The following is a 20,473-nucleotide window of genomic DNA, read 5'->3' as shown; positions in this document are numbered from 1 at the left end:
GCTTCAACCATATCATCAATCATGATCCGGATGCTGATGGCTGACGATGGTCGCCATCTTCTCCGGTCCGTAATTCTGTTGCGTGGTCTGGCTCGGCAGATTGGCGATGCCGACCACCCAGCCGAGGCGGGATTCGGTGCCGAACTGCCGGGTCGGGATCACCCGGTCGGGGCGGTCGAAGGCGCCGGTCATGATCTCGATGCGGTCGCCGTCGATCCGGCCGAAACTCAGCGGGGTGCCGCAGGCGGCGCAGAAGCCGCGTTCGGCAATGGTGGAGGAGCGGAAGAAGGACGGCTGCCCCTTGGTCCAGGTGAAATCGGTCTTGTTGATGTCGGCAAAGGAGGCGAACGGCGCGCCGGCCGCCTTCTGGCACATGCGGCAGTGGCAGATCGAGACCCGGTTCGGCGCCGTCGTGACGCCGAAGCGCACCGCCCCGCATTGGCAGCCGCCGGTGAGAACGGGTTTAGAGGTGTCGGTCATGGCTGCTCCATCCGTCGATAGGCGTCTTGCAGCGTGGCAAGCGCATCGCCTCCGGCGAAGACAAAGCCTGTGACGCCGGCGGCCCGCAGCGTCGCCTCGGCATCAGCAGGGCGACCCGCCAGATAGATATGTCGCGCGCCCGTGGTTTGCAGGGCCTTGGCCGCGGCTTCGGCGTGTTCCGCATAGACCTTGTCGCTGGAACACAGGCAGGCCAGCTCGGCGCCGGAAGCCTTGAAGGCGGCGGTAAGCTTCGCTGGATCGACAAAGCCTTCGCTGCCCGTGGCCTCGATGCCGCCGGCCTCGAAGAAGCTTTTGGCAAAGGTCGCGCGCGCCGTGAAATCGGCGGGCGTGCCGAGGTTGGCCAAAAATACTTTTGGCCGCGTCCCGCGCGCCTTCAGCATCGCATCGGATTTGTCGCGCAGTGCCTCAAACGGTTCCGCGAGCCGGATCGGCGGCAGCGGATCGAATTTATACTTCTGCTCGCCATAGGGGGCGAGCGCGACCGGCGTGGCCTTCAGGACGGTGGCTTCGCTTTCATGCAGGTTTGGAAACTCGCTGGCGCCGGTCAGCACGTCGCGACGTTTTGCGATGTTGGCGTCACGCGCTTTTCGCGCGGCCGCGACCTTGCTCTGGAACAGGCCTTGCTGAAGCGCGGCAAAAGCGCCGCCGGCCTTCTCGCTCTCCTGGAACAGGGCCCAGGCGGCTTCGCAAAGCTGCGCGGTCAGCGTCTCGATGCCGCCGGCGCCCGCTGCGGGATCGCTGACCTTGGCGAGATTGCTTTCTTCCAGCAGCAAAAGCTGCGTGTTGCGCGCCACGCGGCGCGCGAACGGATCGGGCAGCCCGAGCGCCAGCGTATGCGGCAGCACGGTGATCGCGTTGGCGCCGGCGAGCCCGGCGGCAAACGTCGCGATGGTCGCGCGCAGCATGTTCACGTAGGGATCGCGCTGCGTCAGCATGCGCCAGGCCGTATCGGCAGCGATGAACAGCGGCTTCGGCGTCAGCCCGCACGCTGTTTCGATACGCGCCCAGAGCAGCCGCAGCGCGCGGAATTTGGCCATGGTCAGGAACTGGTCCGCGTCGGCGGACAGCCGCGCGTAGACCATGCCTTGCGCGGCTTCCAGCGGAATACCGGCGCCTTCGATCGCGCGCAGATAAGCGACGCCGCAAGCGAGCACGAAGGCGAGCTCCTGCACCTCGGAGCCGCCGGCATCGTGGATCACGCGTCCGTCGGCGGAGGCGAACGGTCCCTTGAAGCCGAGCCCGGCGAGGCCCTTGATGGCACCGGTGATCGCGGGAGCGATCTCTTCCCACGTGTAGGGGCTGTGGCCCCACACCGCGCCGGCCGCGAGCGGATCGAGCCCGAAGCGAATGTTGCAGGCCGCGGGATCGAGGCCCTGGGTCTTCACATATTCCGCGACATGGATCGCCGCCATCCGCGACTGCGGACCGATCTGAAGCTCTAGGCCGATGCCGGCATCGAGATGAATGTCCTTCAGGACCTTTGCGACCGCGTCGGCCGAAGGTTCCAGCCCGAAACCGTAAGCGCCGTTTGCGCCGGCGAACACCAGCGCGAGCCCGGTCGCGCCGTTCTCCAGATCCTGCAAGGCCTGCGCATTGGCAAGCGCCGCATCGGGATGGTCGATCCGCTGGATGATTTGCCAGGGCGCGGCCGCAGCCCGTCCCGCCACGAGCGCGACATCCTTGGCGCGCGGATAGAGCGGATCGATCTTGAGTCCGTCATAGGTCTTGCCGACCAGTTTCTCGAACGGCGCGCCCTTCAGCACGCCATCGACCAGCTTGCGCCAGTCCTCGGCGGTCGCCTTGGGAAAATCCGCCGCCAGCGGCAGGTCGTCAGTCACGGAGGTCATGCGGCGAGGGGCTCCCAAACGTCTTGTTATTCGCGGGGCGAATTTGCCACGGCGGACCGTCCCTGCAAACGGTCGTTTTTGGTTAACCGGTATCCGGAAGCCGCTCAATGCCTTGCGTCCAGACGCTGGCAAGCCCGTCGCGCACACGAATGCCCGAGATCACGCGGTCCGGCGCGATCTCGGCCAGCGGCACCAGCACGAAGGCGCGCTCGAACAGGCGCGGATGCGGCAAGGTCAGGTCGGGCTTCTGCAAGGACACATCGTCATAGGCGATCATGTCGAGATCGAGCGTGCGCGGGCCCCAGCGCCGATCCTTGTCGCGCGTGCGGCCGAACTTCTGCTCGACCTTCTGCAGCACGAACAGCAGCGCGTGCGGATCGAGGCCGGTCTCGATCTCGATGCAGGCATTGGTGAAGGGGGCTTGGTCCTGGTCGCCCCAGGGCGGGGTCGCATAGTCCGAAGAGCGTGCGATCAATGCGCCTTGCGCCATGCCGCAGATGTGCGCGATCGCTTTGCGGAACGTCGCGCGGACATCGCCGACATTGCCGCCGAGTGCGATCAGTACGCTCGCCATGTCAGGGATGCCGCGAGCGCGTCAGCATGATGCCGACATCGTCGAAGATCGCGGCGATCGGCGCATGCGGCTTGTGCACGGTGATCTTCACGGCGCGGATCCGCGGGAAGTGCGACAGGATGGCATCGGCCACCGCGCCGGCGGCGCGCTCCAGAAGCTTGTAATTGGTGTTCTTGAACGCCGCCGTCGTGGTCGCCACCACGTCGGCATAGGACACGGTGTCGGCGAGCCGGTCGCTGCGCGAGGGCTCCGACAGGTCGGTATAGAGCTCGAGGTCGATGACGAAGCGCTGGCCGACTTCGGTTTCGTGATCCATCACGCCGTGGCGGGCATGGATCGACAGGCCGGTGACGAAGATCGTGTCGGTCATTACTTGCCCTCTGGCTTGCCCTCGATCGCGTGCGCGACCCGCAGGGCCTGCAGGGTCTCGGCGACGTCATGGGTCCGGATGATCTTGGCGCCGCGCTGCGCGGCGATTAGATGCGCGGCGATCGAGCCGGCGAGACGCCCCGATGGCTCGGACGGCGACACCGAGGCGATGAAGCGTTTTCGCGAGGCGCCGACCAGGATCGGCAGGCCGAACATCTCGAATTCGCGTAAGCGCGCCAGCGCGGTCATGCTCTGCTCGGCGGTCTTGCCGAAGCCGATGCCGGGATCGAGCACGATCTTGTCGCGGGCGATGCCGGCCTTGGCGGCGATATCCAGCGAGCGCAGGAAGAACGTCTTCATGTCCGTGACGATGTCGATGGCGGGATCGGCGTCGTCGCGGTTGTGCATGACGATGATGGGCACGCCTCTTGCGGCCACCAGCGGCGCCATGGCGGGGTCGCGCTGCAGGCCCCAGACGTCGTTGGCGATTGACGCGCCCTGGTCGAGCGCGAAGGCCACAACCTCCGCCTTCATGCTGTCGATCGAGACCGGCACGCCGAGGGCCGCGACGCCAGCCAGCACCGGCTTCAGCCGGGCGAGCTCGTCGTCCGCCGTGACCGGCTTCGCGCCCTTGTAGGGCCGGGTGGACTCGGCCCCGATATCGATGATGTCGACGCCGTCCGCGATCATCGCCCGCGCGCGCGCGAGCGCCTTGTCGGGCGTGATGAACTCGCCGCCGTCGGAGAAGGAGTCCGGGGTGACGTTGAGCACGCCCATCACCGCCGGGACAGGCCGTTCCAGCAGCGTCCGCAGCGCATCTGGCCCGGCCGAGCCGGCCGCGGAGACGGTTGGGGAGGGCGAGGCATTCATGCGGGTGGCTTTAGCGGTCGGGGAGGGGGAGTCAAGCGGGGTCGGGATGCCGAGGGCTACGAGCCTCGCTTTCCCGTCACCCTGAGGTGGCCATTCCTTCAGCGGCCCTCGAAGGGCGACGGCCCGGCTGTCGAGGTGTGGCCGCTCATTCTTCGAGGCGCTCCACGGGACGCGCTGCGTCCCGTGCTTCGCACCTCAGCATGACGGGGAGAGGGCGGACCAATACGCCACAGCTAATACGTGATCTTCGGCTGCAGCTTCTTCGCCTTGGCGATGATGTCGCCGACCGACTTCTCGGAGGGCAGGATACGGAGCAGCTTCTTCTTCTCGTTGGCGTCGCGCATGCTCTGGGCGAGCCTTGCCGGATTGCGATAGGCGAGTTCGCGCACGGTGGTGACGCCGGCGGCGCGGACGAGGCCGACCTTGGCCCGGCCCATGCCGGGGATGCGCATGTAGTCGGAGACGTTGGCCCATTCCAGCAGCAACTGCTCGCTGATGCCGGTCTTGGCGGACAGCGCCTTGCGGCCCTTCACCGTGCCGGCCGCCTCGAGCAGCGCGTCGGTGGTGCGGATACCTTCCGCCTTCAACTTGTTGGCGGCAAAGACCGACAGGCCCTCAATCTCGGAGATCGGATATGTCATGATACTCGATATGAAATGCCAAGGCTCAGGCGAAATAAGGCTCAGGCGAATTGGCTGAGGCCCGGCGTCCCCGCAACGATCTTGCCCATCTGATCCGCTCCGATTTTGTCTCGGCCGAAGCGGAAAAGTTCACGGGCGACTTTTTGAATCTCCGACATGCCGAGCCCCAGGCCCATCAGGCGCGTGCCGACCGCCATCAGGCCGCCGCCCATCAGCCGCGACAGTCCGCCGCCGCTCCTGGATGCCTCGATCGCGGCTTCCGCTCCGGGGATCTGATCGATCAGGGCCTGCACGCTATCGGGAGGACCCTCGCTGCGGAGGAAGCCCAGGATGATGCCGACGGTCTTTTCAGCGACAGCACCATCTATGCTGGCGTTTGTCGCCAGCCGCCCGATCAGCTCGTCCATAAGGCCCGCCCCTCAGCCGGTTGTATGCCGGAGTATTGCTTTCGAAAATGATCTTGAGCCGGTGTGATGTGAAATACAAGCGATGAACGCGGGCCTCGCCGCGATTCACCTTCGAACGCGCAAAAGGTGTTGCAGCGTTGCAAGAGCGGAGATGGAATCGGCGAAAAAATGCCGCGTTGCGAACGGCTCGTTCCTACTTTTGGCTGATAGCATTCGTCGGTTTCCGACAATGTCGCATGCGCGGAGCGCGTTGAATGGTTTTAATCGGCGCGCGACATGCGTTAAACTACGGAACTGGTGCATTCGAGTTTCAATACGCGAAACCCGGCAGAAGAGATCAGAGAGAAGTATGACCGCACAGGACAGCAAGCTCGGCGATACCGACGACAAGATCTTCGTCGGCAAGGGAGACGAGCAGGCATGGCTGGCGCTGGCGCTGGCCAATCGCCACGGCCTCGTTACCGGTGCAACCGGAACCGGCAAGACCGTGACGCTGCAGGTCATGGCCGAAGGATTTGCGCGCGCCGGCGTTCCGGTCTTCGCCGCCGACATCAAGGGCGACCTCTCCGGCATCTCCGAGGTCGGCGAAGCCAAGGACTTCATCCTCAAGCGCGCTTCCGAGATGGGGCTGACATTCCAGCCCGACCAGTTCTCGACGGTGTTCTGGGACGTGTTCGGCGAGCAGGGCCACCCGGTGCGCGCGACCGTCACGGAAATGGGGCCGCTTCTGCTCGCGCGCATGCTCGATCTGAACGACGTGCAGGAAGGCGTGCTCAACGTCGCCTTCCGCGTCGCCGACGACGCCGGGCTGACCCTGATCGACATGAAGGATCTCCGCGCACTGCTCGACGCCATCGTGCCCGATAGCGGAAAGAAGGGGGCGGATGCCGAAGAGAGCCCGCTGGCCGACGTCAAAAAGGCGGCTCAGGGGTTCGGCAACGTCACCAAGGCCACCGTCGGCACCATCCAGCGCCAGCTGCTGGTGCTGGAGAACCAGGGCGGCACCAAATTCTTCGGCGAGCCGGCGCTGACGCTGAAGGACTTCATGAAGACCGACCGCGACGGCCGCGGCATGGTCAACATCCTGGTCGCCGACAAGCTGCTGCAGAACCCCAGGCTTTACGCGACATTCCTGCTGTGGATGCTGTCGGAGCTGTTCGAGGAGTTGCCCGAGGCCGGCGATCTGCCCAAGCCGAAGCTGGTGTTCTTCTTCGACGAGGCGCATCTGCTGTTCAACGACGCGCCCAAGGCGCTGATGGACAAGATCGAGCAGGTGGTCCGCCTGATCCGCTCCAAGGGTGTCGGCATCTACTTCGTGACGCAGAACCCGATCGACGTGCCCGACCGTGTGCTCGGACAGCTGGGTAACCGGGTGCAGCACGCGCTGCGCGCCTTCACCCCGCGCGACCAGAAGGCGGTCGCGGCCGCGGCCCAGACCTTTCGGCCCAACCCCAAGCTCGATACCGCCAAGGTGATCATGGAGCTCGGCAAGGGCGAGGCGCTGGTGTCCTTCCTCGAAGGTAACGGCACGCCGACCATGGTCGAGCGGGTGATGATCCGTCCGCCGTCGGCCCGCATCGGACCGATCACGCCGGACGAGCGCAAGGCGATCATGGCTGCAAGCCCGGTGAAGGGTAAATACGACACCGCGGTCGATGAAGAGTCCGCCTACGAGATGATCCAGAAGCGCATCGCCGGCACGGCGGCGACGGCCGACGGATCGGCTGGCGGAAGCGGCGGCGGCATTCTTGGCCAGATCGGCTCGATCGTCGGCACGGTGTTCGGCACCAACGTCAAGCGCGGCCGCATGTCGACCGGCCAGGTCATCGCGCGGGATGTGACGCGATCGGTCACCAACCAGGTGATCGGCGGGATGGCGGCCAATATCGGCAAATCGCTCGGCGGCCAGCTCGGCGGCTCGATCGGCCGCACGCTGGTTCGCGGCGCGCTCGGCGGATTGCTGCGAAGGTAGGCAGCTCTCGCGTCGCCACCTTCGAGACGCCCGCCATGCGCAGGCTTGCTACGTCGTGTCGTGGCTGGCACCGGCGCGGCGGCGGCGCTAAAAGCGCAGATATCTCGACACCGGAAATCAGGAACATGACCATGGCCCATGCGCAGCTTCAATCCGTGCTCGATCACATCGACAAGGACTTCGACAACAGCCTGGAGCGTCTGTTCGCACTGCTCCGGATCAAGTCGATTTCCGCGGATCCGGCCTTTGCCGGGGATTGCAAGGCGGCGGCGGACCATCTCGCCAAGGACATCGCGAGCCTCGGCGTCGCCACCGAGGTGAGGCCGACCGCGGGCCATCCCGCGATCGTCGGCAAGACCCAGGGAGACGGCAAGTCCGGCGGGCGGCCGCATGTGATCTTCTACGGCCATTACGATGTGCAGCCTGTCGATCCGCTCGATCTCTGGCACCGTCCGCCGTTCGAGCCCGTCGTGACCGACCACGCCGACGGCCGCAAGATCATCGTCGCGCGCGGCGCCGAGGACGACAAGGGCCAGGTGATGACCTTCGTCGAAGCCTGTCGTGCCTGGAAGAAAGTGACCGGCTCGCTGCCGATCGACGTCACCTTCCTGATCGAAGGCGAGGAGGAGGTCGGCTCGAAGAATTTCGTGCCCTTCATCGAGGCCAACAAGGACGAGTTCAAGGCCGACTACGTGCTGGTCTGCGACACCGGCATGTGGGATCGCAACACGCCGGCGATCACGACCTCGCTGCGCGGCCTGCTCTATGAAGAGCTGAAGATCACTGCCGCCAATCGCGACCTGCATTCCGGCGTGTTCGGCGGCAGCGCGATGAACCCGATCCGGGTGCTCACGAAAATTCTCGGCGGCCTGTTCGACGACGACAACCGCATCACCATTCCCGGCTTCTATGACGGGGTGAAGGATCTGCCGCCGGACATCCTCGCGCAATGGAAGAAGCTCAACCTGACGCCGGAGATGTTCCTCAAGCCGATCGGCCTGTCGATCCCGGCGGGCGAAAAGGGCCGGCTGCTGATCGAGCAGGCATCGTCGCGCCCGACCTGCGATGTCAACGGCATCTGGGGTGGCTATATCGGCGAGGGCTCCAAGACGGTGATCCCCTCGCACGCCTCGGCCAAGGTCTCGTTCCGCCTGGTCGAAGGGCAGGACCCGCAAAAGATCCGCAAAGCCTTCCGCGACTACGTCACGGCGCGGCTGCCGGGCGACTGCAAGGTCGAGTTCGACGACCATTCCGCCGCGCCCGCCGTCGCGCTCGACTGGAACATGAAGCCGCTTGCGGCGGCCAGCAAGGCGCTCACGGAGGAATGGGGCAAGGAGACCGTGCTGATGGGCTCGGGTGCCTCGATCCCGATCGTCGCCGACTTCAAACGCACGCTCGGCCTCGACTCGCTGCTGGTCGGCTTCGGCCTCGATGACGACAACATCCACTCGCCGAACGAGAAATACGACCTGCGCAGCTTCCAAAAGGGCATCCGCTCCTGGGCAAGGATCCTCGCCGCGCTCGCGGAAGTGAAATAAGGGCACTCTGTCCCCGTCATCGCGAGCGCAGCGAAGCAATCCAGAAATCCCGCCGCGGATTGCTTCGTCACTTCGCTTCTCGCAATGACGAGTGGCCCAAAATAAAAACGCCGCCCGGAATTGGGCGGCGTTTCATTCCAAAAGGCGTAGAGGTTCGTTGAGAGCTACTCTACACCAAATCCCGAAAATCTCAAGACCGGTAGCCCGGAAGCTCGCGGTCGAGCTTGCGCAGCAAGGGCGGCCAGACGAGGTTCGTCGCGCGCAGCTCGGCGCGATCGCGGTTGGCGAGCAGCTCGGTGTTCTTCTCGATCGCGATTTCCTCGACCGGATAGACCGGCGTACCGAGCGCGCGCGTGCGCACCTGCATCGAGCAGGCGCGCTCGAGGTGGTACATGCGCTCGAAGGCGGAGGCGACCGAGCGGCCGACCGTCAGCGTGCCGTGATTGCGCAGCAGCATGTGGTTGTGGTCGCCGAGATCCTTCTGCAGCCGCGGCCGCTCGTCGTGGTCGAGCGCGATGCCTTCATAGTCGTGATAGGCGAGGTCGTGGGTGACGAGCTGGGCGGTCTGGTTCAGCGGCAAGAGACCCTCCGCGCTGCTCGACACCGCGGTGCCGTCGAGGGTGTGGAGATGCAGCACGCAGATCGCGTCCTCGCGCACCTCGTGGATCGCAGAATGAATGGTGAAGCCGGCCGGGTTGATGCTGTATTCGCTCTCGGAGAGCTGGTTGCCGTGCAGGTCGACCTTGACGAGGCTCGAGGCCGTGATCTCGTCGAACATCAGCCCATAGGGGTTGATGAGGAAGTGATGGTCGGGACCGGGCACGCGGGCGGAGATGTGGGTGTCGACCAGATCGTCCCAGCCGTACAGCGCGACCAGGCGATAGCAGGCGGCGAGATTGACCCGTTGCTGCCACTCGGCCTCCGTCATGTTGGACGGCACTTCCTTCAGGCGCGCTTCCGCTGGCGACATGGCTGGTCTCTCCGAACATCGTTGTTGCGGGGAGGAGCGTAGTACCGCTCCAGGTTGGCAGCAAGGCACGCAGAGCGCGGCAGTCCAGCGTAGCCCGCATGGAGCGGGCCACAAAGATCATTACGGCGCGGGGATCGACAGCAGGCTGGAAATGCTGCGGCCGCGGATGTCGTAGACGCGGGCGAACACCACGTCGTCGCGCTTGATCTCGACCATCACGGGCGCGGTGAGGCCCTTGCAGTAGAACTCGCCGAGCGTCATCGCGAAATCGGCCGCGTTGGAATCCCAGCCGATGGTGAAGTCGGGCCCGAGGGCGACCTGCGCCGGGCGCTGCGGACCGCACACCGCGACCTTCCATTTGCGGCCAGCCGGCGGCACTTCCTGGCGCTCGACGATCTGCTCGCGCAACTCGTCGGAGGCCTGCTTCAGCGCCAGACCCCAATAGTCCAGCATGAAGCGGTCGTCGGCGCCGCGTACGGTGCCGGCGATGTGGTTGAAATGCGTGTATTGGTAGGGATGCAGCCGGATCATCTCGGCGAGCGACAGCGCGAGGCCGAAGCAGAAGGTCGCGAGCACGACCGGCTGCCAGGTGCGGTGATTGGTGCGCAGGCGCTCCATTGCCCTTGCGAATGCGACGCCGCCCAGCACCGCCATCGGCGGAATCACGAACACGAAATGGCGGATGCCATTGTACAGCGCCGGCCGCTTCACCATCGCGATCGCGAGCGGCAGGGTCGCAGCCAGCGTCAGCATCAGCATGATGGTCTTGCGCCGCGCCGGCACGTGGCCTCGCGGCAGCATGGCGAAGGTGCTGACCACGGCGCCGGCCGTCAGCACCAGCATCACCTCGGGCAACTGGAGCGCGAACAGCGTCGGCAGATAGGACCACGGCATGTCGGGCACCGACACGATCGCGCCGTCGAACATCTCCTTCCACGGCTTCTCGAAGAAGTGCGAGAAATAGGTCAGCGCCTCGAAGGGATTGCCGGGCTCCAGGATCGACCACGGCCAGATCAGGCCCATCACGAGATAGCCGAAGGCGAGGCCGGGCAGCAGCACATAGACGACATGGGCGAAGCGCCTGATAGCCTCGCGCAGACCCTCGCCGCGCAGTTCCTCCAGGAACAGCGGCACGAAGCCGAGCATGGCATAGACCAGCGCAAGCCCGCCGAGAATGCGGCAGCCGAGCGAGAGGCCCGCGCCGAGCCCGACGATCAGGATCGTGCGCGGCGACGGCTGAGGATATTCCTCGGCGAGCCGGACGAGGCCGAGCATCAGGATGATCATGGCCACCGCGAAGGGCGCGTCCTTCGGGTTCATGAACATGTGGCCGTAGAAGATCGGGCAGAGCGCGAGCAGCAGGAGTGCGGCCAGGCCGGCGAGGGGGCCGCCGATGCGGCGGGCGAGGCGCCAGGTCACCGCAAGTCCGATCACGCCGACGATGGCGCCGACCAGGCGTCGCGTCTCGAACAATTCGAGCGGAATGACCTTGTGCAGGAGGGCCGCGACCATGTCGAAGCCGCCGCCATACATGTAGAGATTGGCGAAGGAGAGCGCCGCGGTGTCCTTGAAGCCGGAACCGAACATGCGCAGCAGCAGGTCGGCATATTCAGCGTGGGTGTAATCGTCCCAGCCGAGGCCGTAGTCGCGGAAGGTCAAGCCGGCAATGACGGCGACCGCAGCCAGCACCAGCATGGCAAGATCGTCGCAAGTTCGTTCGACCGAGCGCCGCTGCGGCGTGTCGATCGCCGAAGTCGTGATGGATGTCATGGCTATCGGTGCCCCGGAATCCCCTCTTGGCCCTGCTGGTGCGCGCGGGCCTCAACCCCGGACTCCCTATAGCGCAGTTCCATTACCAAGTAATTGGGCATTATGGCTAAATTCCTGATGCGACGCAGCAATTCCGGATCAGCGGCAGTCACCCAGCAGTAGCGAGCCCTAGCTGAAGGGAATGTGAATAAGTCCCTGATTTCCTTCCCATTAGGAACGCTGCATGTATTTGGTCGTTGGCGTGGAACACCGTATGACGGTATCGTGGCGTGACGGGTCGCGTGTGGACGTGCGGCCGGGGGTGAGTTCGATGACCTTGGCATTGTTGATCGCGGGGATTTTCGCCGTCGTGGCGGGCCTCCTTTCGATCCTGTTCGGCTTCTCAGTCAGGGAGTTCAGCCTCGGCAGCCCCCTCATAATCTCGGGCACCATCGCCGTCTGCTCCGGATTGTTACTGGCCGGCCTCTATGTCGTGGTCGCGGAACTGCGGGGCATCGCGCGCCGGCTGGCTGGTGCGCCATCCGAGGTGCGGGTCAGGCCCGTGCTGCCGGGCCTCGGTGCATCCGGGCCGGGCGCCGCTGCGCCCGAGCCGATGCCTGCATCGGCGGCAAGGAGCGAGGCAAGAAACGAGTCGGCGCCGCCACCGCCGCCACCGGCTGCAGGCCCGCCGCCGTGGCAGAGCGAAGCTGCCGCGCGGGAGCGTCCGCGCATCGAGACGCCGCCGGAGCCTGAGGCTGCAACGCCGCTCGCGGCTCCGGAAGCGCCACGCCGGCGCAATCTGTTGTTCGCCTCGACCTCGCGCAAGGAGCGGGAGCGTGCCGAGGCGAAGGCCACCGACGGCGCGCCGCCGCAACTGCCTGCCGAGCCCAGTGAGGCCCTGGAGACTCCATCTGCAAGCTTCGACGATGCCTGGCCGAAGCCGGACCGTATGCGTCCGCCGGAGCCGCCGCCTGCCTTGCGTCGCCCGCCGCCGCGTTCGCCATCGACCTTCGCGGAGGCCGCCCCGCCTGCGCCGGAGCCGGCGCCTCCACCACCTGTCGAGCAGCCGCCCGTCACCGTGCTCAAATCCGGCATCGTCGACGGCATGGCCTATTCGCTCTATTCCGACGGCTCGATCGAAGCGCAGATGCCGGAGGGCATGATGCGCTTTGCCTCGATCGACGAACTGCGCTCGCATCTCGACCAGCGCGGCTGAGCGAGATAGAGCTCCCTCCACCCGTCGTCAGCTCATCCTCGCCAGTTGTCGCATTTCGGCCGAACGTCTGGTTGACACGGATAGTTCGGCGTCGTCTATCCCGTGAGGCGCAAGGTGGAGAGAGGGCGGGCCGATGTCGGACGCTGGGGCGAAGAATTTCATCGAGCTGACGGCGAGCATCGTGTCGGCCTATGTCGGCAACAACCCGACGCCGGCCGCCGATATTCCGAACCTGATCAGCCAGGTGCATGGCGCGCTGGTGCGGGTGTCGTCCGGCCGCACCGAGACCGCACCGCTCGAACCGGCGAAGCCCGCGGTCTCGCTGAAGAAGTCGATCGCACCGGATTATCTGGTCTGTCTGGAAGACGGCAAGCGCTTCAAATCGCTGAAGCGCCATCTGCGCACGCAGTACAACATGACGCCGGAGCAATATCGCGAGAAATGGGGCCTGCCGGCCGACTATCCCATGGTCGCGCCGAACTACGCAGTGGCGCGCTCGCAGTTGGCCAAGCAGATGGGCCTCGGGCAGCAGCAGCGGAAGAAGGGGAAGTAGCGCGGGTAGCGTGACACGCCGCTGCTCGGGAGGTGTCGCAGGGCGGGCAAGGTGCGCTCTTGCGCGCCGTGGCCATGAGTTTTTTCCGATCACGCTCAGGACGTGGGCACGCTTCGCTTTCCGCCCCCTGCGAAAGCTACTTACGACGCTTCCGCGAGCGCTTCTTTCGCGTCGGTCTTGATGCGCTCGACCATCGAGCGAAGGCCGTTGGAGCGCTGCGGCGTCAGATGATCGCGAAAGCCGAACTCGTTGAACACCGCGATCGCGTCGGTATCGAGAATCTCCTGCGGCGTGCGGCCCGAATAGAGCGACAGCACGATCGCAACCAGCCCGCGCACGATATGGGCGTCGCTGTCGCCGCGATACTTCAGGATCGGCGCGCCATGGCTGCGGTCGACCAGCTTCTGCAGCCAGACCTGGCTGACGCAGCCGTTCACCTTGTTCGCGGCGGAATGTTCCGCCTCCGGCATCGGTTCCAGGGTGCGGCCAAGCTCGATGACATACCGGTAGCGGTCGTCCCACTCGTCCAGAAGCTCGAAATTGTCCCTGATTTCGTCGATTGTCGTCATGCTGGCCCGTGTTCCCGCTTCCCGCCAATATAGGGATGCGAAGCGGCGAAATCGATAGGGTTTGGGGCCTAATTCGCTGCTTGAGGGCCGCGCCATTCCAGCGCGAGATCGTCCTGACTCAGGGTGTCGTGCGGCGCTTCGCTCGAGACGGCATCGCCTTCGCCGGCCATGGCGATCGAGCCGGTATGGTCGGGCGCCTTCTTGTCGTTCTTGTCGTTTTTCTCGTTCTTGTCGTTGGTGATCTGATCTTTCTTGTCGTTGATGATCTGGTAGATCTTCTTCGCGCCGTCCTGGGCGCGCTGGCCGATGATGGTCGCGGCCTGCCCGCCGACCTCGCAGGCCGCCGGCTGGCGCTTGCAGAACTGGGTCATGTCGGAGACGGCCGCGGTCGCAGCCTGAACCGCGTCGGCAGCGCCGATCTGCGGCAGCTTGTCCGATTCGGGCGTCTTGTCCCGCGGCAGGAGCACCAGCACCAGCCCGAGCCAGAATGTGATGCGGAGCAGAAAGCGCATCTCTATCGACCTGTATGGTAGATCCCGTCCGCGGCGAACTCCGGGGATGTCGGACCTAGCAACTCTCGATAAATCGCAAGTGATTGCCTTGAGCTTAATTCGCGGAAAATTGGCGCAAAATTCTTCGCGATCGAAGGTGTCGTAAATTTTCGATTGACGCCGCGGCCGGTGATACTGCTGGCGGGCCTATCCACCAATTCGAAACCATGAGCGGGACGGTGAAACCCTGTGTTCACCATCCTCACTGAAGACGTCGCCAAATCGTCTAAAAAGCCCCGCGATGTCCCGGCGTCCGGCCGCGTGTCGCGCCGCCTTAGCACTCGTTTAAGGTCGCTCTGACACGGTGGGTTCAACGACAAGGAGGCGTTCCGGCGCGTCTTCTAAGACGATTGAGCCGAAGCGCGAGACCCGTGACAGTTTTGAGTATCATCCGCGATTGTCTCGATGCGCTGCTGCATCCCTCCGCGCGTTACGATGCGCTGATGCGCGCGCGCCATCGTGCCTTCATGGCGCCGCGGCTGCTGGGCAGCCTGGCCGCCTTTGCCGCATTCCCGATCTATCTCGTCCTGCGCGGCGCGCCGAGCGCGATCGAGGTCGCCGCCTTTGCATGGCTGGTCGCGCCGATCATGCTGTCCTGGTTCCTGTCGCGCACCGGCCGCTACGAAGGCGCGCATGTGCTGTCCTCGCTGGCGCTCGCCGGCCTGATCATGGCGGTCGCGGGCTCAACGGGCGGCATCGAATCGTTCGCCGCGGTCTGGCTGGTCGTGGTTCCGCTCGAAGCCGCGCTGTCGGCCTCGCGCCGCGTCACCGTCTTCGCTGCATTGCTCGCACTGTCCTGTGCGGGACTGCTGACCCTTCTCAGTCAGCTCGGCTGGCTGCCGTCAGCAGACACCAGCGCCGCAGAACGCGGCGTGCTGATGGCGTGCGGTGTCGTCTCGGCGACGGTCTATGCCGCGGGCCTCGCCTTCGGTGCGGAATCGCTCGCGCGCACCAGCGTTGCGCTGCTGTCCCGCGAAGAGGAGCGTTACCGCCTGCTCGCCCGCAACATGAGCGACGTCGTCTCGCGGCATCAGCGCAACGGTGCCGTGCAGTTCATCTCGCCGGCGGCGGAGGCCATGCTCGGCCTGCCGATGGCGCAACTGCTCGGCCATGGTCTGTTCGACCGCGTCCATGTCGCCGATCGCCCGGCCTATCTCACCGCGCTGTCCGATGCCGCGCGCGGCGAGGTGCGCAGCGTCGAGTTCCGGCTGCGGCGTGAGCCGGATGGGACCGAGCGCGGCCAGATCGATTTTCTCTGGGTCGAGATGCGCTGCCGCCCGCTCGACCAGGATCTGGGACGTGACGCCACGCGCGAGGCCGAAGTCGTCGCCGTGATGCGCGACGTCACCGGTCACAAGCTGTCCGAGCAGGCGCTCGAGCAGGCGCGCAGCGCCGCTGAAGCTGCCGATGCCGCCAAGACGCGCTTCCTTGCCACCATGAGCCATGAGCTGCGGACGCCGCTGAACGCCATCATCGGCTTCTCCGAGATGATCGCGCAGGAGCAGACCCTGATGCTGGGTGCGGCCCAGCGCCGGGAATATGCCCAGCTCATCAACGATTCCGGCCAGCATCTGTTGTCGGTCGTCAACGGCATCCTGGACATGTCGAAGATGGAGTCGGGCAATTTCGAGATCGCGTCCGAGCCGTTCGCGCCGCGCGCCTCGCTCTTGCATTGCTGCAATCTCCTGGCGCTGAAGGCGCGGGAGAACGGCATCGACCTCATCACCGACGCGCCGCAGGACCTGCCCGTCATGACCGGCGATCCCAGGGCCTTCAAGCAGATCGTGCTCAATCTGGTCGCCAACGCCATCAAGTTCACCGAGCGCGGCGGCCAGGTGTCCGTGTCCGCAGCGGTGACCGGCTCGCAGCTGACGCTGCGCATCAGCGACACCGGCGTCGGCATCTCGCCCGACGATCTCAAGCGCATCGGCGCGCCGTTCTTCCAGGCGGGCAAGACCTATCAGCGCCGTCACGAAGGCACCGGCCTCGGATTGTCGATCGTGAAGAGCCTCGTGGCGTTGCATCTCGGCGAATTGACGGTACAAAGCAGGTTGGGCGAGGGCACCGCCGTCACCGTCAGGCTGCCGCTCGTCTACACGCCGTCGCAAGCCAAGCCGGCCGAGAGCAAGATCGCGACGCTGACGCCGGTGCTGCGCCAGGAAATTCAAGGTCAGGAACTTCAAGGCCGAGAGATTCAAGACCAGGCTCACGCCCCCTCTCAGGACCAATCCGCTCTGGTGAAGAAAAGTGCCTAAGAAATCTGCCAAGAACGAAGTCGCTCCGCGCCGCCGTGGTGCCAAAGCAGCGGTTGTCGATATCGAGACCGAGCGCAACCTCGTGATGCGCGTGCTGCTGCACAGCCCCAAGGACACGTTGGCTGGTCTCATCGCCGTCGCCGCGATCGGCGCGATCGTTGCCAATGCGCTGTTCCTGCAGACCGGCCGGCATCCGGCGCCGATGTTCGGCACCGTGATCAATCTGCCCGCGCCGTCCTCCGTGGCGCTGTCGAATCCCTTGCCGCGGCCGCGCCCCGTCGGCGCCGACAGCTCGCCACTCGAGCCGCGCGCGACCGAGTTCCGCGCTGAGCCCAAACCCGCCGAGCGCGCCGCCGAGAAGCCGCCGGAGAAACCCGTCGAAGCGACCGCATCGACGCGCGCGAACGATCCCATGACCAATCTGGTCAAGCAGACGACCTCGACGCCGTCCTCCGCGATGCGTCCGCCGGCCCCGATTCCCGTAACCCACAACCCGGCCGCACGGCGTATCGCCGGCGTGCAGCGCGCGCTGTCCGAATATGGCTACGGCAATCTGAAGATCACGGGCACGATGAGCGGCGAGACCCAGTCCGCGATCCAGAAGTTCGAGCGCGAGCACAAGATGCAGGTCACCGGCCAGCTGTCCGACCGGCTGCTGCGCGAGCTCGGTGCCGCGATCGGTCATCCCGTCGAATAGCCACGCCGCTCGCTGTCATTGACGCCGATCAATTGTCGGGCATGCCGCACCGGCACATCATGGCGTCTTCGGCAGGCGCGATTTGCTTGGGATCAATGACGGCCGAGAGTTACGTGGACCATGATCGCCCATCTTCAACGAGGAAGAGAGGGTGTCATGTTCAAGGTCTCGGTCTTGGTCTGGATCATGCTGGGTACGGTGCTGGCGGGTGTCAGTCTGATCGTCGTGCTGATGGTGCCGAGTTTCGCCGCCGATGCGATCAGGAACATCCCCTATGCGGTCGCCGTGGGATTTGCGCTTGCGGTGCCGCTGTCATACCTCGTTGCGCTTCAGATCCGCGGCGGGAGGGGCGTCAGCAAGGCGTGATAATCGGACGCTGAGACTGGCGGCGCGCGTCACGCTGGCCTATCGTTCGACTCATGCGTTTGAAATCCAACATATGGGTCGCGGCTTACCTGCGCCGGTGCCAGACCGAGGGCGTGTTCGGAGCGGTCCGCCGTCGCGGCGCCGAGGAGGCGGGCGCGGTGTTCGTGAAGGTGTCGCTGCTCGACGGCCATGCGATGCTGTATGCGCCGGCCCCGCAGACCTCTTACGATGACGGCCGCCCCGTCGATCGCTTCTTCGTGCCGGTCGCGCCGCAGCCTCTGCCGGAGCATACCATCGAGGAACGTCTCACTAAGGAAGTCCGCTTCGACCCGGACGCCTGGATCGTCGAGACAGAGGACCGCGCCGGGCGGCATTTTCTGGAGCTGGCGAAGACGTAACGGCTGCTTCGATCGTATCCCGGCTCTGCACGGCGACGCGTCAGCGTCGCCGTGCAGAGCCGGGACCCAGTGGGCTGCACGGCGTAACGCGGTGAGATGGACCCTGGCTCTGTAGCGTATCGCTAGCGCGCTGCGTCCGGGGCACGAGCTGAAGAAGCCTCAGGGCCGGCTCTAGCGCTCCGACGACCCGTCGGTGCCGGTGCGGCGCGGCGGCATCGCGCCCGGCTGCACGCTTGGCCGCGTCTGGCTCGCGCCGGCACGGGCGCGCTGGCGTTCGCCGTCGTGCAGTGACGGCTGGTACTTCGCGCGGGTGACGGCGAGCGTCGAGCCGCGCCAGGCCGCCAGCATCACCAGCGCCGCGCGTTCGCTGATTCGGTCGTAGAGCCGCGACAACCGGTACACCTCGTTCACGGAGGTGCCGATCTCCGGCTTGAAGAACAAGAGGATGCGCTGGAAGTTCGGGCTCGGCATGTCGAGCGCGCGCGCGGCGACCGCGAGGGCCTCGCCGCCGGCATCGTCGACGATCTGGGCTGCGACGCGCGAGGGTAGGATCAGGCTGTCGCCGAGCTCCAGGGCGAAGTTCTCGACATCGCCCGCGATCGCAGCCATCTCCAGGATCTGAATCGCACGCTTGGCGCGCACGGTCGGAATGCGAGGGGCGGCCTTCAGCGGGGTCTGCGCCAGATTGTGCAGGATCAGCGCGCGCTCGGACGGGCCGGCGCCAAAGAACATGTCGTGGATCTCGGCGGCGTCCTTCGGCTGCATCGCCATGCTGGCGGCCATGCGCAGCTCGGCGTCGGAGGGCGTGCGGACCGGCGCGGGGGCGGGAACGGGAATCTCGCGGGCAAGCGGAATCCTGCGGCCTTCCTGGGCTGCGACCAGCCCGAGCTTCTGCAGCACCGCCACGGGCGTCTGCGGATAGACCGCGAGCTTGGCCTTGATGGCCGCGCGCGTCGCATCGTCGACCTGGTCGATCAGCCGTGTTGCAAGCTCGGTGAATTGCCGCTGCTCGTCCTCGCTGTGGACGCGCGTCTGGACATAGAGGTCGGTCAGCACGCGCAGCAGCGTCGGCCGAACATCGACGCCTTCGCGACGGGACAGCGACATCAGCCCGTCGAATCCGGGAAACAGCGACTTGGTCATGGAGGGATACGCGACCTGAAAAACATGCTCGCCGCCAGCCTAGCGCAGGCTCCTTTAAAGGCTCGTTAAGGAAAACGAGGCGTGAAGCCGAACGCTCGACTTGTAGCAATCCCGTGCCTTGACGGGACGTCGCGGCCGGCCCGTGCGGCTACGGTCGGAACGTCGCGTTTACACCCCGTTAACCATGAACTGATCTTAATGAATTGCATGTTGCAGGGGCGCGTTCGGTCGCGCGGCAATTGAAGAGAGCTGACATGGGGACCATCATTGAATTTCCGGCCGGTCGCCGGGTGGGCTCGTCGGGGGATGTCGCTCCGCGCGCGGACATGGGAACGATCCTGATCCTTCCCGTCATCCGTATCGAGCGCGAGGCAGATGAAACCAGCGGCGATCGCGGCCCTGAGCAGGGCACAGCGCCGGGACGCCGTCGTCGCCGCCGCTGACATCCGGCTGCGTGCAATGCCGGACACCATCCGCCAGATCCGGCCCGTCAGATCGGCCGTCCTGCTCGCGCTGCTCGCTGCCACGCTCGGTGCGTGCAGCGGAGGCGATTTCGGCCGTACGCGCGCCGACATGCGCAGCGACGACATGCATCGCTGGCTGGGTGCGGAGGTCACTTTCAGCGTCGGCCTGAAGCCTTCGCAATTCCAGCTCACCGACGAGGAGCGCCAGCTGCGCGACCTCGCTTATCCCATGATCGAGCCGCCATTGTCGCGCCCCGCCTGGAAGAGCGTGTTCGGCGACTACAAGGCGATGCCCTCGCCCTGGCGGCAGAAGGTCGTGTTCGACCGCACCATGTACGGCCGCACGCTGATCGACGAGCCGCACCGCTCGCACTCCTCGCGCTATGCGCAGCTGATCGAGGACGTGCGCAACGACATCACCCGCTTCGAGCCGTTCTTCGGCAGCGCCATCCGCGTCATCGATCTCGACAGGAAGCGCGATGCCAGCATGGCGCGCGTCTCAGCGCTCTCGCCGAAGGAGAAGGACGACGCGGTCGCGCGCATGCAGGAGAACTCGCTGATCGTGCAGTGGGTGCAGCAATGCCTGGAGCAGCGCGTCTCGTCCTACCGCTGGGCGCTGGAGCGCCTGGTGATCCAGGCGCCCGACGGCATGGCCGCCGACGCCGACCGCCTGATCGGCGAGCTCGCCGCCCAGACCGCCAACCCGCCGGTCCAGGCGCAACCGCCGTACGGCCGCGCGGTGGTCTCGAAGGGCTGAGGGCGCGGCCCTGTCGGCACTCGCGCCAGGCGATCCTGCCCCCGCGGCCAATCAGCGCGCTCAGCC

22 protein-coding genes are annotated in these 20,473 nt (G+C 65.7%); 10 read left to right on the top strand and 12 right to left on the bottom strand.

Annotated elements, in window-relative coordinates:
- Positions 1 to 15 precede the first annotated feature (15 nt).
- The 7 genes from RPS27_RS34915 to RPS27_RS34885 all read right to left on the bottom strand — a co-directional run bounded on the left by RPS27_RS34915 (position 16) and on the right by RPS27_RS34885 (position 5,209).
- On the bottom strand, positions 16 to 480 hold the full coding sequence (locus RPS27_RS34915; RefSeq protein WP_140478053.1) for a GFA family protein: 465 nt from the start codon (positions 478 to 480) through the stop codon (positions 16 to 18).
- On the bottom strand, positions 477 to 2,348 hold the full coding sequence (locus RPS27_RS34910) for a methylmalonyl-CoA mutase family protein (protein WP_313754989.1): 1,872 nt from the start codon (positions 2,346 to 2,348) through the stop codon (positions 477 to 479). Before RPS27_RS34910 ends, RPS27_RS34915 begins: the two co-directional genes overlap by 4 nt.
- Positions 2,349 to 2,430: 82 nt before the next feature.
- A complete protein-coding gene (folK, locus tag RPS27_RS34905; protein ID WP_313754988.1) occupies positions 2,431 to 2,922 on the bottom strand; it encodes a 2-amino-4-hydroxy-6-hydroxymethyldihydropteridine diphosphokinase in 492 nt (163 codons plus the stop codon).
- 1 nt (position 2,923) lies between these two features.
- The gene (folB, locus tag RPS27_RS34900) at positions 2,924 to 3,292 is read right to left on the bottom strand and encodes a dihydroneopterin aldolase (RefSeq protein WP_027533885.1); all 369 of its coding nucleotides are present in this window, start codon (positions 3,290 to 3,292) and stop codon (positions 2,924 to 2,926) included.
- Positions 3,292 to 4,161 carry a dihydropteroate synthase gene (folP, locus tag RPS27_RS34895; RefSeq protein WP_212067162.1) on the bottom strand — a complete coding sequence of 290 codons (870 nt, stop codon included), beginning with the start codon at positions 4,159 to 4,161 and terminating at the stop codon, positions 3,292 to 3,294. The genes folB and folP overlap by 1 nt, the downstream gene beginning before the upstream one ends.
- A 233-nt stretch (positions 4,162 to 4,394) precedes the next feature.
- The gene (locus RPS27_RS34890) at positions 4,395 to 4,802 is read right to left on the bottom strand and encodes a DUF4332 domain-containing protein (protein ID WP_194407141.1); all 408 of its coding nucleotides are present in this window, start codon (positions 4,800 to 4,802) and stop codon (positions 4,395 to 4,397) included.
- A gap of 41 nt (positions 4,803 to 4,843) precedes the next feature.
- Positions 4,844 to 5,209, bottom strand: a complete 366-nt coding sequence (locus RPS27_RS34885; RefSeq protein WP_211417661.1) for a DUF2267 domain-containing protein — start codon at positions 5,207 to 5,209, stop codon at positions 4,844 to 4,846.
- A 349-nt stretch (positions 5,210 to 5,558) separates the two neighbouring features.
- On the opposite strand from RPS27_RS34885, the gene RPS27_RS34880 reads away from it, so the two are divergent.
- Both RPS27_RS34880 and RPS27_RS34875 read left to right on the top strand, forming a co-directional pair.
- Positions 5,559 to 7,181: a helicase HerA-like domain-containing protein gene (locus RPS27_RS34880; RefSeq protein WP_212067161.1), complete on the top strand. Its 1,623-nt coding sequence runs from the start codon at positions 5,559 to 5,561 to the stop codon at positions 7,179 to 7,181.
- Positions 7,182 to 7,312: 131 nt separating this feature from the next.
- On the top strand, positions 7,313 to 8,719 hold the full coding sequence (locus RPS27_RS34875) for a M20/M25/M40 family metallo-hydrolase (RefSeq protein ID WP_212067202.1): 1,407 nt from the start codon (positions 7,313 to 7,315) through the stop codon (positions 8,717 to 8,719).
- Positions 8,720 to 8,909: 190 nt separating this feature from the next.
- On the opposite strand, the gene RPS27_RS34870 is transcribed toward RPS27_RS34875, so the two are convergent.
- Both RPS27_RS34870 and RPS27_RS34865 read right to left on the bottom strand, forming a co-directional pair.
- Positions 8,910 to 9,689, bottom strand: a complete 780-nt coding sequence (locus RPS27_RS34870; protein WP_145663372.1) for a class II aldolase/adducin family protein — start codon at positions 9,687 to 9,689, stop codon at positions 8,910 to 8,912.
- A 120-nt stretch (positions 9,690 to 9,809) separates the two neighbouring features.
- Positions 9,810 to 11,459 (bottom strand): glycosyltransferase family 39 protein, encoded by a 1,650-nt coding sequence (locus tag RPS27_RS34865; protein ID WP_212067160.1) that lies wholly within the window; start codon positions 11,457 to 11,459, stop codon positions 9,810 to 9,812.
- 310 nt (positions 11,460 to 11,769) lie between these two features.
- Here RPS27_RS34865 and RPS27_RS34860 point away from each other — a divergent pair, with 310 nt between their 5' ends.
- Positions 11,770 to 12,654 carry a DUF308 domain-containing protein gene (locus RPS27_RS34860; RefSeq protein WP_211417657.1) on the top strand — a complete coding sequence of 295 codons (885 nt, stop codon included), beginning with the start codon at positions 11,770 to 11,772 and terminating at the stop codon, positions 12,652 to 12,654.
- Between the two features lie 133 nt (positions 12,655 to 12,787).
- Positions 12,788 to 13,207 carry a MucR family transcriptional regulator gene (locus RPS27_RS34855; RefSeq protein ID WP_194407146.1) on the top strand — a complete coding sequence of 140 codons (420 nt, stop codon included), beginning with the start codon at positions 12,788 to 12,790 and terminating at the stop codon, positions 13,205 to 13,207.
- 140 nt (positions 13,208 to 13,347) lie between these two features.
- On the opposite strand, the gene RPS27_RS34850 is transcribed toward RPS27_RS34855, so the two are convergent.
- Both RPS27_RS34850 and RPS27_RS34845 read right to left on the bottom strand, forming a co-directional pair.
- The gene (locus tag RPS27_RS34850) at positions 13,348 to 13,776 is read right to left on the bottom strand and encodes a SufE family protein (RefSeq protein WP_194407147.1); all 429 of its coding nucleotides are present in this window, start codon (positions 13,774 to 13,776) and stop codon (positions 13,348 to 13,350) included.
- 68 nt (positions 13,777 to 13,844) lie between these two features.
- Positions 13,845 to 14,288: a DUF5330 domain-containing protein gene (locus RPS27_RS34845; RefSeq protein WP_194407148.1), complete on the bottom strand. Its 444-nt coding sequence runs from the start codon at positions 14,286 to 14,288 to the stop codon at positions 13,845 to 13,847.
- 410 nt (positions 14,289 to 14,698) lie between these two features.
- Between RPS27_RS34845 and RPS27_RS34840 the strand changes: the two genes are divergently transcribed.
- From RPS27_RS34840 to RPS27_RS34825, 4 genes are all read left to right on the top strand, one after another.
- Complete coding sequence (locus RPS27_RS34840; protein ID WP_212067159.1) at positions 14,699 to 16,582, top strand: PAS domain-containing sensor histidine kinase; 1,884 nt, start codon at positions 14,699 to 14,701, stop codon at positions 16,580 to 16,582.
- Positions 16,575 to 17,279 carry a peptidoglycan-binding domain-containing protein gene (locus tag RPS27_RS34835; protein WP_212067158.1) on the top strand — a complete coding sequence of 235 codons (705 nt, stop codon included), beginning with the start codon at positions 16,575 to 16,577 and terminating at the stop codon, positions 17,277 to 17,279. The genes RPS27_RS34840 and RPS27_RS34835 overlap by 8 nt, the downstream gene beginning before the upstream one ends.
- Before the next feature lie 156 nt (positions 17,280 to 17,435).
- Positions 17,436 to 17,645, top strand: coding sequence for a hypothetical protein (locus RPS27_RS34830; RefSeq protein WP_211417653.1), 210 nt, complete (start codon positions 17,436 to 17,438; stop codon positions 17,643 to 17,645).
- Positions 17,646 to 17,698: 53 nt separating this feature from the next.
- Entirely contained in the window at positions 17,699 to 18,043 is a 345-nt protein-coding gene (locus RPS27_RS34825) for a DUF1491 family protein (RefSeq protein WP_211417652.1), read from the top strand.
- A gap of 171 nt (positions 18,044 to 18,214) precedes the next feature.
- Here the strand turns inward: RPS27_RS34825 and RPS27_RS34820 are convergent, their stop codons facing one another.
- Positions 18,215 to 19,186, bottom strand: coding sequence for a DUF2336 domain-containing protein (locus RPS27_RS34820; RefSeq protein ID WP_212067157.1), 972 nt, complete (start codon positions 19,184 to 19,186; stop codon positions 18,215 to 18,217).
- Positions 19,187 to 19,440: 254 nt separating this feature from the next.
- Between RPS27_RS34820 and RPS27_RS34815 the strand changes: the two genes are divergently transcribed.
- Both RPS27_RS34815 and RPS27_RS34810 read left to right on the top strand, forming a co-directional pair.
- Complete coding sequence (locus RPS27_RS34815) at positions 19,441 to 19,629, top strand: hypothetical protein (protein ID WP_212067156.1); 189 nt, start codon at positions 19,441 to 19,443, stop codon at positions 19,627 to 19,629.
- A 16-nt stretch (positions 19,630 to 19,645) separates the two neighbouring features.
- On the top strand, positions 19,646 to 20,407 hold the full coding sequence (locus tag RPS27_RS34810; protein ID WP_212067155.1) for a hypothetical protein: 762 nt from the start codon (positions 19,646 to 19,648) through the stop codon (positions 20,405 to 20,407).
- The last annotated feature ends 66 nt before the right edge of the window (positions 20,408 to 20,473 follow it).

The sequence above is a fragment of the Bradyrhizobium sp. WYCCWR 12699 genome, assembly GCF_032144035.1.
Taxonomy (GTDB): domain Bacteria; phylum Pseudomonadota; class Alphaproteobacteria; order Rhizobiales; family Xanthobacteraceae; genus Bradyrhizobium.
The sequence above is the reverse complement of the archived record's forward strand: the minus strand, read 5'-3'. Positions and strand labels throughout refer to the sequence as shown.

Excerpts from the sequence above, each read along its gene's own strand:
- folB (WP_027533885.1), bottom strand. The coding sequence starts at position 3,292 with ATGACCGACACGATCTTCGTCACCGGCCTGTCGATCCATGCCCGCCAC.
- folK (WP_313754988.1), bottom strand. The coding sequence starts at position 2,922 with ATGGCGAGCGTACTGATCGCACTCGGCGGCAATGTCGGCGATGTCCGC.
- RPS27_RS34850 (WP_194407147.1), bottom strand. The coding sequence starts at position 13,776 with ATGACGACAATCGACGAAATCAGGGACAATTTCGAGCTTCTGGACGAG.
- RPS27_RS34870 (WP_145663372.1), bottom strand. The coding sequence starts at position 9,689 with ATGTCGCCAGCGGAAGCGCGCCTGAAGGAAGTGCCGTCCAACATGACG.
- RPS27_RS34825 (WP_211417652.1), top strand. The coding sequence starts at position 17,699 with ATGCGTTTGAAATCCAACATATGGGTCGCGGCTTACCTGCGCCGGTGC.
- RPS27_RS34880 (WP_212067161.1), top strand. The coding sequence starts at position 5,559 with ATGACCGCACAGGACAGCAAGCTCGGCGATACCGACGACAAGATCTTC.
- RPS27_RS34815 (WP_212067156.1), top strand. The coding sequence starts at position 19,441 with ATGGGGACCATCATTGAATTTCCGGCCGGTCGCCGGGTGGGCTCGTCG.
- RPS27_RS34845 (WP_194407148.1), bottom strand. The coding sequence starts at position 14,288 with ATGCGCTTTCTGCTCCGCATCACATTCTGGCTCGGGCTGGTGCTGGTG.
- RPS27_RS34915 (WP_140478053.1), bottom strand. The coding sequence starts at position 480 with ATGACCGACACCTCTAAACCCGTTCTCACCGGCGGCTGCCAATGCGGG.
- RPS27_RS34890 (WP_194407141.1), bottom strand. The coding sequence starts at position 4,802 with ATGACATATCCGATCTCCGAGATTGAGGGCCTGTCGGTCTTTGCCGCC.
- RPS27_RS34865 (WP_212067160.1), bottom strand. The coding sequence starts at position 11,459 with ATGACATCCATCACGACTTCGGCGATCGACACGCCGCAGCGGCGCTCG.
- RPS27_RS34855 (WP_194407146.1), top strand. The coding sequence starts at position 12,788 with ATGTCGGACGCTGGGGCGAAGAATTTCATCGAGCTGACGGCGAGCATC.
- RPS27_RS34875 (WP_212067202.1), top strand. The coding sequence starts at position 7,313 with ATGGCCCATGCGCAGCTTCAATCCGTGCTCGATCACATCGACAAGGAC.
- folP (WP_212067162.1), bottom strand. The coding sequence starts at position 4,161 with ATGAATGCCTCGCCCTCCCCAACCGTCTCCGCGGCCGGCTCGGCCGGG.
- RPS27_RS34820 (WP_212067157.1), bottom strand. The coding sequence starts at position 19,186 with ATGACCAAGTCGCTGTTTCCCGGATTCGACGGGCTGATGTCGCTGTCC.
- RPS27_RS34860 (WP_211417657.1), top strand. The coding sequence starts at position 11,770 with ATGACCTTGGCATTGTTGATCGCGGGGATTTTCGCCGTCGTGGCGGGC.
- RPS27_RS34910 (WP_313754989.1), bottom strand. The coding sequence starts at position 2,348 with ATGACCTCCGTGACTGACGACCTGCCGCTGGCGGCGGATTTTCCCAAG.
- RPS27_RS34885 (WP_211417661.1), bottom strand. The coding sequence starts at position 5,209 with ATGGACGAGCTGATCGGGCGGCTGGCGACAAACGCCAGCATAGATGGT.
- RPS27_RS34810 (WP_212067155.1), top strand. The coding sequence starts at position 19,646 with ATGCCGGACACCATCCGCCAGATCCGGCCCGTCAGATCGGCCGTCCTG.
- RPS27_RS34830 (WP_211417653.1), top strand. The coding sequence starts at position 17,436 with ATGTTCAAGGTCTCGGTCTTGGTCTGGATCATGCTGGGTACGGTGCTG.